General features: G+C 58.8%; 7 protein-coding genes and 1 pseudogene. 6 read left to right on the top strand and 2 right to left on the bottom strand.

All coding sequences use genetic code 11. The features are described 5' to 3' along the window. Positions 1-184 (bottom strand): annotated as a pseudogene (locus EOS_RS00270) (DUF3619 family protein); the annotation flags it as partial. Continuing rightward, positions 181-744, bottom strand: coding sequence for an RNA polymerase sigma factor (locus EOS_RS00265; protein ID WP_047844602.1), 564 nt, complete (start codon positions 742-744; stop codon positions 181-183). The gene EOS_RS00265 and the pseudogene EOS_RS00270, both read right to left, overlap by 4 nt. 384 nt (positions 745-1,128) lie before the next feature. Here EOS_RS00265 and EOS_RS00260 point away from each other — a divergent pair, with 384 nt between their 5' ends. The 6 genes from EOS_RS00260 to EOS_RS00235 all read left to right on the top strand — a co-directional run bounded on the left by EOS_RS00260 (position 1,129) and on the right by EOS_RS00235 (position 8,165). After that, positions 1,129-2,892, top strand: coding sequence for an acetolactate synthase 3 catalytic subunit (locus tag EOS_RS00260; RefSeq protein WP_047844601.1), 1,764 nt, complete (start codon positions 1,129-1,131; stop codon positions 2,890-2,892). A gap of 113 nt (positions 2,893-3,005) precedes the next feature. Beyond that, positions 3,006-3,497, top strand: a complete 492-nt coding sequence (gene ilvN / locus EOS_RS00255) for an acetolactate synthase small subunit (protein ID WP_047844600.1) — start codon at positions 3,006-3,008, stop codon at positions 3,495-3,497. Between the two features lie 67 nt (positions 3,498-3,564). Continuing rightward, entirely contained in the window at positions 3,565-4,581 is a 1,017-nt protein-coding gene (gene ilvC / locus EOS_RS00250) for a ketol-acid reductoisomerase (RefSeq protein WP_047844599.1), read from the top strand. A gap of 121 nt (positions 4,582-4,702) precedes the next feature. Further along, positions 4,703-5,356: a phosphatidylserine decarboxylase gene (locus EOS_RS00245; RefSeq protein ID WP_047844598.1), complete on the top strand. Its 654-nt coding sequence runs from the start codon at positions 4,703-4,705 to the stop codon at positions 5,354-5,356. A 37-nt stretch (positions 5,357-5,393) separates the two neighbouring features. Continuing rightward, a complete protein-coding gene (pssA, locus tag EOS_RS00240; protein WP_047844597.1) occupies positions 5,394-6,260 on the top strand; it encodes a CDP-diacylglycerol--serine O-phosphatidyltransferase in 867 nt (288 codons plus the stop codon). Positions 6,261-6,620: 360 nt separating this feature from the next. Further along, entirely contained in the window at positions 6,621-8,165 is a 1,545-nt protein-coding gene (locus tag EOS_RS00235; protein WP_047844596.1) for a 2-isopropylmalate synthase, read from the top strand. Positions 8,166-8,181: the final 16 nt, after the last annotated feature.

Raw genomic sequence — 8,181 nt, 5'->3', positions numbered from 1 at the left:
AGCGCAGGCGCGAAAACCGGCGCCGCGACCGCGACTTTTTCCGGTTTTTGCGTGCGATCGCCGTCCGGCGCGCCGCCGCGAGCTTGTCGAGCGATGCGGCGGGCAGCGAGTTGATGTTTTCGTCGAGCGCGCGGCGTACCTTCAGCGCGAACTCGGTTTCCTTTTGATCGAGAGCGTTGCTCATAGCGTGATTCCTTTCGCCTTCAGCGCGTGTGCCAACGCATGCGTGGCCCGCGAGCAATGCGTTTTTACGCTGCCTTCAGAGCAGCCCATTGCAGCGGCGGTTTCGGCGACATCCATATCCTCCCAGTAACGCATGAGAAACGCTTCCCGTTGACGTGCTGGTAGTTTCTGGATCTCCGCGTCGATCAGGTTGAGCACCTGTTCACGCTCGAGCCGGCTTTCGCTGCTCTCCGCACCGACTGTGCCGTCCTGCGATTCGAAGGTCTCCAGGGGGTCGAATTCGTCGTCGTCGGCGTTGCCGAACGAGGAAAACAGGCTCACCCAGGTATTTCGGACCTTCTGCCGCCGAAAGTAATCGTGCGTCGCATTCTGCAGGATACGCTGAAACAAAAGCGGCAATTCGGGCGGAGGGCGGTCGCCGTATTTTTCGGCGAGCTTGATCATCGCATCCTGAACGATGTCGAGCGCCGCATCGTCGTCGCGTACGGTGTACACCGTCTGCTTAAACGCGCGTCTTTCGACGCCCGCCAGAAAATCGGCGAGTTCCTTGTCTGATGCCATCCGTGAGGCCCGGCGCAACGAGCGTGCGTCGATAAGGGTTGGTGAGAGGTTAAAACCTGCGGATGCTAGCAAACTTTTGAGTGAACAGCGAGCAAATGCACGGCCGTTACAGGCTGAAACACAGACATTTCTTCACTATTTCGGATAAATCCGAGCCTTTCCGGCCCGATTTCGGCGCGTTCCGATGGTTGTCGTGGAAATTTTTCCTTGACGAGAATTGTCGCATCGGGATATTGTTTCCGACTCGCATCATAAAGTGAACTGTCTCTTTGAGGCGAGCCCAAGAAGCCCGCTTCCCATTAAGACGCGCCGCTTGAACCCGAGCCACAAGCCCGGCAGAGAGCACCCAATCAATTTTTTGCCGAAAATTCGAAAGGTGAATGTATGAATATGCCCAGCGCGGAATTCTCCACGTCGGATACGACTCCCCCCCTCGAAGCTGAATCCATTGGCGGCACCGTGCTCATGCGCGCGCTCGCTGATGAGAAAGTCGAGTTTATTTGGGGCTATCCCGGCGGCTCGGTACTCTATATCTACGACGAGTTGTACAAGCAGGACGAGATCCAGCATATTCTCGTGCGCCACGAACAGGCCGCGGTTCATGCCGCTGACGCCTACGCGCGCTCCACGGGTAATGTCGGCGTCTGCCTCGTGACCTCCGGCCCCGGCGTCACCAATGCGGTGACCGGTATTGCCACGGCCTATATGGATTCCATCCCGCTCGTCATCATCAGCGGCCAGGTTCCTACCGCCGCGATCGGCCAGGATGCATTCCAGGAGTGCGATACGGTCGGTATCACGCGTCCGTGCGTCAAACACAACTTCCTCGTCAAGGACGTGCGCGAACTCGCCGCGACCGTCAAGAAAGCGTTTTATATCGCCCGTACGGGACGTCCCGGCCCGGTGCTGATCGACATTCCGAAAGACGTGTCGAAGACGCCGTGCAAATATGAACCGCTCAAGACGGTGTCGCTGCGTTCGTACAATCCGGTGACCAAAGGCCATTCTGGCCAGATCCGCAAGGCCGTACAGTTGTTGCTGTCGGCCAAGCGTCCGTACATTTATACGGGCGGCGGCATCATTCTCGCGAATGCCGCGCGTGAACTGAACCAGTTCGCCGATCTGCTCGGTTATCCGGTGACAAACACCCTGATGGGCCTGGGCGGTTATCGCGCGGACAACAAGAAATTCCTCGGCATGCTCGGCATGCACGGCACGTACGAAGCCAACATGGCAATGCAGCACTGCGACGTGCTGATCGCGATCGGCGCGCGTTTCGATGACCGGGTGATCGGCGATCCCGAGCATTTTGCGTCGCATGCCAAGAAGATCATCCACATCGACATCGATCCGTCTTCCATCTCCAAGCGTGTGAAGGTCGATATTCCGATCGTCGGCGACGTGAAGGAAGTGCTGAAAGAGCTGATCGAACAGTTGCAGACGGCCGAACACGGTCCGGACACGGCGGCGCTCGCCGACTGGTGGAAGGACATTGAAGCGTGGCGTTCGAAGGACTGCCTCAAGTTCGACCGCGAAAGCGAGATCATCAAGCCGCAGTACGTGGTTGAAAAGGCATGGGAACTGACCGACGGCGAAGCGTTCGTCTGTTCGGACGTCGGCCAGCATCAGATGTGGGCCGCGCAGTTCTACAGGTTCAACAAGCCGCGTCGATGGATCAATTCGGGCGGTCTCGGCACCATGGGCTTTGGCCTGCCTGCCGCGATGGGCGTGAAGATGGCGCACCCGGACGACGAGGTGTTGTGCATCACGGGCGAAGGCTCGATCCAGATGTGTATCCAGGAATTGTCGACGTGCAAGCAGTACAACACGCCGATCAAGATCATCTCGCTCAACAACCGCTATCTCGGCATGGTTCGCCAGTGGCAGCAGATCGAATACAAGAAGCGTTATTCCAGTTCGTACATGGACGCGCTGCCTGATTTCGTGAAGCTGGCTGAGGCGTATGGTCACGTGGGCATGCGCATCGAGCACACGCGCGACGTCGAACCGGCGCTGAAAGAAGCACTGCGCCTGAAGGATCGCACGGTATTCCTCGACTTCCAGACAGATCCCACCGAAAACGTCTTTCCGATGGTCCAGGCAGGCAAGGGCATCACGGAAATGCTGCTCGGATCGGAAGATCTATAACGGCTGTTTTCCCGGCGCGGCTCGCGCGCGCCCGTCTTCACGAAAGACGATCGCGGCGCGCGGGTTTTGCGGGATGACGCTATCTAACTGGATAAATCAGGAACGCGACAATCATGAGACACATTATTTCCGTGCTGCTGGAAAACGAACCGGGCGCGTTATCGCGTGTCGTCGGCCTCTTTTCCGCACGCGGCTACAACATTGAAACCTTGACGGTGGCGCCGACCGAAGACAGTTCGCTGTCGCGGCTGACCATCGTTTCCATTGGCTCGGATGACGTGATCGAACAGATCACAAAGCACCTGAACCGCCTGATCGAGGTGGTGAAAGTGGTCGACCTGACAGAGGGCGCCCACATTGAGCGCGAGCTGATGCTGATCAAGGTGAGAGCGGTCGGTAAGGAACGGGAAGAGATGAAACGGATGGCGGACATCTTCCGCGGCCGCATCATCGACGTCACCGAAAAAAGCTACACGATGGAACTGACGGGCGCGAGCGACAAGCTCGATGCCTTTATTCAGGGGCTGGATGCGACGGCGATTCTCGAAACCGTGCGCACTGGAAGTTCCGGCATTGGCCGGGGCGAGCGCATCCTGAAGGTTTAAATCGCTGTAACGAACTCGCAGTTATTAGCACCCAATTTCACAAATTAAATCAGGTAAAGGAACCACCATGAAAGTTTTCTACGACAAAGACGCCGATCTCTCCCTCATCAAGGGCAAGCAAGTCACGATCATCGGTTATGGCTCGCAAGGCCATGCACACGCGCTGAACCTGAAGGAAAGCGGCGTGAACGTGACGGTCGGCCTGCGCAAGAACGGCGCATCGTGGAGCAAGGCCGAGAAGGCCGGCCTGAAGGTCAAGGAAGTGGCCGAAGCCGTGAAGGGCGCGGACGTGGTCATGATGCTGCTGCCGGACGAGCAGATCGCTGAAGTCTACAAGAACGAAGTGCACGACAACGCCAAGGAAGGCGCTGCACTGGCATTCGCGCACGGCTTCAACGTGCATTACGGCCAGGTCATCCCGCGTGCCGACCTCGACGTGATCATGATCGCCCCGAAGGCGCCGGGTCACACGGTGCGCAGCACGTACGCCCAAGGCGGCGGTGTTCCCCACCTGATCGCCGTGGCACAAGACAAGTCGGGCGCAGCACGCGACGTCGCATTGTCGTATGCAGCCGCTAACGGCGGCGGCCGTGCCGGCATTATCGAAACGAATTTCCGTGAAGAAACTGAAACCGACTTGTTCGGCGAGCAAGCTGTCCTGTGCGGCGGTACGGTCGACCTGATCAAGGCTGGCTTCGAAACGCTGGTGGAAGCGGGTTATGCGCCGGAAATGGCGTACTTCGAATGCCTGCACGAACTGAAGCTGATCGTCGACCTGATCTATGAAGGCGGCATCGCCAACATGAACTACTCGATCTCGAACAACGCCGAATACGGCGAATATGTGACGGGTCCGAAGATCGTGACGGAAGAAACGAAGAAGGCGATGAAGCAAGTCTTGACCGACATCCAGACCGGCGAGTACGCAAAGAGCTTCATCATCGAAAACAAGGCGGGCGCGCCGACGCTGCAATCGCGTCGCCGTATCACGGCTGAGCACCAGATCGAAGTGGTCGGTGCCAAGCTGCGCGCCATGATGCCGTGGATTGCGGCAAATAAGCTGGTTGATCAGTCGAAGAACTAAAAAAGCCTGAACGACCGGCCTTGTGGGCCGGTCCTAGTGAAGACCGCAAGCCGTCCGGTGTCGCTTGGCGCCGGACGGCTTTTGCTATCCTACGGTTTTACTAAAAACATAGAACTCGTTCATGAACTATCCACATCCGATCATCGCGCGCGAAGGCTGGCCGTTTATTGCCATTGCGGCTGTCGTAGCCGTGTTGATCCAGGCCATTGGCGGCTTTGGTTTTGCCTGGCCGTTCTGGCTCCTGACGATCTTCGTCGTCCAGTTTTTCCGTGACCCGGCCCGGCCGATTCCCGTTCAGGCGAACGCCGTGCTGTGTCCTGCCGACGGTCGCATCGTTGCCGTGGAAACCGCGCACGATCCCTATGCGGGTCGCGAAGCGCTGAAGATCAGCGTGTTCATGAACGTATTCAATGTCCACTCGCAGCGCTCGCCGGTCGATGGTGCGATCAGCAAGGTCGAATACTTCCCGGGTTCGTATCTCAACGCGGCTGTCGACAAAGCCTCGACCGAGAACGAACGCAATGCGATCGTCATTCAGACCGCGGCGGGACATACGGTGACCTCGGTGCAGATCGCCGGCCTGATTGCGCGGCGCATTTTGTGTTATGTCCACGTTGGCGAACCGCTTAACCGTGGCCAACGTTATGGTTTTATCCGCTTCGGATCGCGGGTCGATGTGTATTTGCCGGTGGGCAGCCGTCCGCGCGTCGCGATTGGCGAGAAGGTGTCGGCGTCGTCCACGATTCTTGCCGAGTTCGCAGAGCAATCAGCTTAAATAAGCGGTAAAACCAGGCTGCACAACGGAGGACTCGATGGCGGCACTCAAACCGCGCCGGACGCGAAGCACCACAACACCCCCGCGGGCGTTTCGCCGCAATAAAGCGGCTCAGGACATTGGTGTGCTGGAAACGCGGCGTGCGAAGCGGCAACAGTTCTTGAGGAAGCGCGGCATTTATTTGCTGCCCAACGCGTTTACTACGGCCGCGCTGTTCTGCGGCTTTTTCGCGGTCGTTCAGGCCATGAACGTGCGCTTCGAGGTCGCGGCCATCGCGATCTTCGTCGCCATGGTGCTGGATGGCATGGACGGTCGTGTCGCGCGCATGACACATACGCAGAGCGCGTTTGGCGAGCAGTTCGACAGCTTGTCCGACATGGTCTCGTTCGGGGTTGCGCCCGCGCTGGTCATGTACGAATGGATCCTGAAGGATCTGGGCCGATGGGGCTGGCTCGCGGCGTTCGTCTATTGCTCGGGGGCGGCGTTGCGGCTCGCACGCTTCAACACGAACGTAGGCGTCGTCGACAAACGCTATTTCCAGGGCCTTCCAAGCCCGGCAGCAGCGGCGCTGATTGCAGGGTTTGTGTGGCTCGCCACCGATAACCGCGTGCCGCTGAAGCTGGTCTGGCTGCCGTGGGTCGCATTTGCGCTCACCATCTACGCGGGCGTCACGATGGTGTCGAACGCGCCGTTCTACAGCGGCAAAGCACTCGATGTGCGTTTTCGCGTTCCATTCGCCGGCGTTTTGCTGGTCGTGGTCGCGTTTGTGCTCGTATCGTCGGATCCGCCTTTGATGTTGTTCGGCTTGTTCGTGCTTTACGGGTTTTCTGGCTACGCGTGGTGGGGCTACATGGCCATGCGAGGGAGGCCGAATCCGGCCAGGTCGTCGGAGAAACCGCATTGAGAGGGGCGCGCATCGGCTTGTCGGCGGTGCGCGCTTTTTGCTTTTGCGCCGCCCCGCGGCCAAAAACGGCGCAGGAAATCGCAGGAAACGTCAATCGGCTTCATCGGAAAGCCCAATTGCACGCTCTCAAAAATCTCGTTATAGTCTACAAATGATTTTTTTCGCCCATCCCCTCTCGTCTCTCCTAGCTGGTGCGCCGCTACGCGCGCTACCGCTACTAGCGCGCCTACCGCGCTAAGCTTCCCGCCTTCCGTCTGCTCGTTCGTGGTTTTCGACGCCAGCGGTGGCGCGAACACCCGAATTCCGTATTGCTTTTCTCCACCGTTTTTTAAAATCTAAAAGCCCCCACTGGAGCCCGACATGGCAGAGAAACTGATCATTTTCGACACGACCTTGCGCGATGGCGAGCAATCCCCCGGCGCGTCGATGACGAAGGAAGAGAAGATCCGGATCGCAAAGGCGCTCGAACGGATGAAGGTCGATGTGATCGAAGCAGGTTTCGCGGCGAGCTCTAACGGCGACTTCGATGCGATTCACACGATCGCAGGCCTGGTGAAGGACAGCACGATCTGCTCGCTCGCCCGCGCCAACGACAAAGACATTCAGCGCGCCGCCGATGCCCTGAAGCCCGCCGATCACTTCCGCATCCATACGTTCATCGCGACGTCGGCGCTGCACATGGAAAAGAAGCTGCGCATGAGCGCCGACCAGGTCTACGAACAGGCGCGCCTCGCGGTGCGTTTCGCGCGCAAGTTCACCGATGACGTGGAATTCTCGCCGGAAGACGGCAGCCGCTCGGATCTCGACTTCCTGTGCCGTGTGCTCGAAGCGGTGATCGATGAAGGCGCGACCATCATCAACATTCCGGATACCGTCGGCTATGCCGTGCCGGAAGGCTACGGCAACCTGATCAAGACCATTCGCGAACGCGTTCCGAATTCGGACAAGGCGATTTGGTCCGTGCATTGCCACGACGACCTCGGCATGGCGGTCGCGAATTCGCTGGCCGGCGTGCACATCGGCGGCGCGCGTCAGATCGAGTGCACCATCAACGGTCTGGGCGAGCGCGCGGGTAACACGGCGCTGGAAGAAGTCGTGATGGCGATGAAAACGCGCAAGGATTATTACGGGCTGGAACTCGGTATCGATACGACGCAGATCGTGCCGACCTCGAAGCTCGTGTCGCAGATCACCGGTTTTGTCGTGCAGCCGAACAAGGCTGTGGTCGGAGCGAACGCGTTTGCGCACGCCTCCGGGATTCACCAGGACGGCGTGTTGAAGGCGCGCGATACCTACGAAATCATGCGCGCCGAAGATGTGGGCTGGTCGACCAACAAGATCGTGCTCGGCAAGTTGTCCGGCCGCAACGCGTTCAAGCAGCGGCTGGAAGATCTCGGCGTGACGCTTGAATCGGAAACGGATGTGAACGCTGCGTTCGTGCGCTTCAAGGAACTCGCCGACCGTAAATCTGAAATCTTCGATGAAGACATCATGGCGATTGTCTCCGAAGAATCGGCCGAAATGCAGGCTAAGGAAACGTTCCGCTTCGTGTCGCTCGCGCAGCACTCGGAAACGGGTGAGCAGCCGCATGCACGCGTGGTGTTCGCCGTCGATGGGATAGAAGTACGGGGCGAATCGCGTGGTAACGGTCCGGTCGATGCGACGCTGCACGCGATTGAATCGAAGGTATCGAGCGGCGCTGAGCTCGTGTTGTATTCGGTGAACGCAATCACCACCGGCACGCAGGCGCAAGGCGAAGTAACCGTGCGTTTGTCGAAGAGCGGCCGGATCGTGAACGGCGTGGGCACGGACCCGGACATTGTGGCGGCATCGGCGAAGGCGTATCTCGCGGCGCTCAACAAGCTGCATTCGAAAGTCGAGAAGCTCAATCCACAGCTTTCGTGATGTGATTTTTGCGAAC

This window comes from Caballeronia mineralivorans PML1(12), assembly GCF_001028175.1.
In the GTDB taxonomy this organism is placed as follows: Bacteria; Pseudomonadota; Gammaproteobacteria; order Burkholderiales; family Burkholderiaceae; genus Caballeronia; species Caballeronia mineralivorans.
The sequence above is the reverse complement of the archived record's forward strand: the minus strand, read 5'-3'. Positions and strand labels throughout refer to the sequence as shown.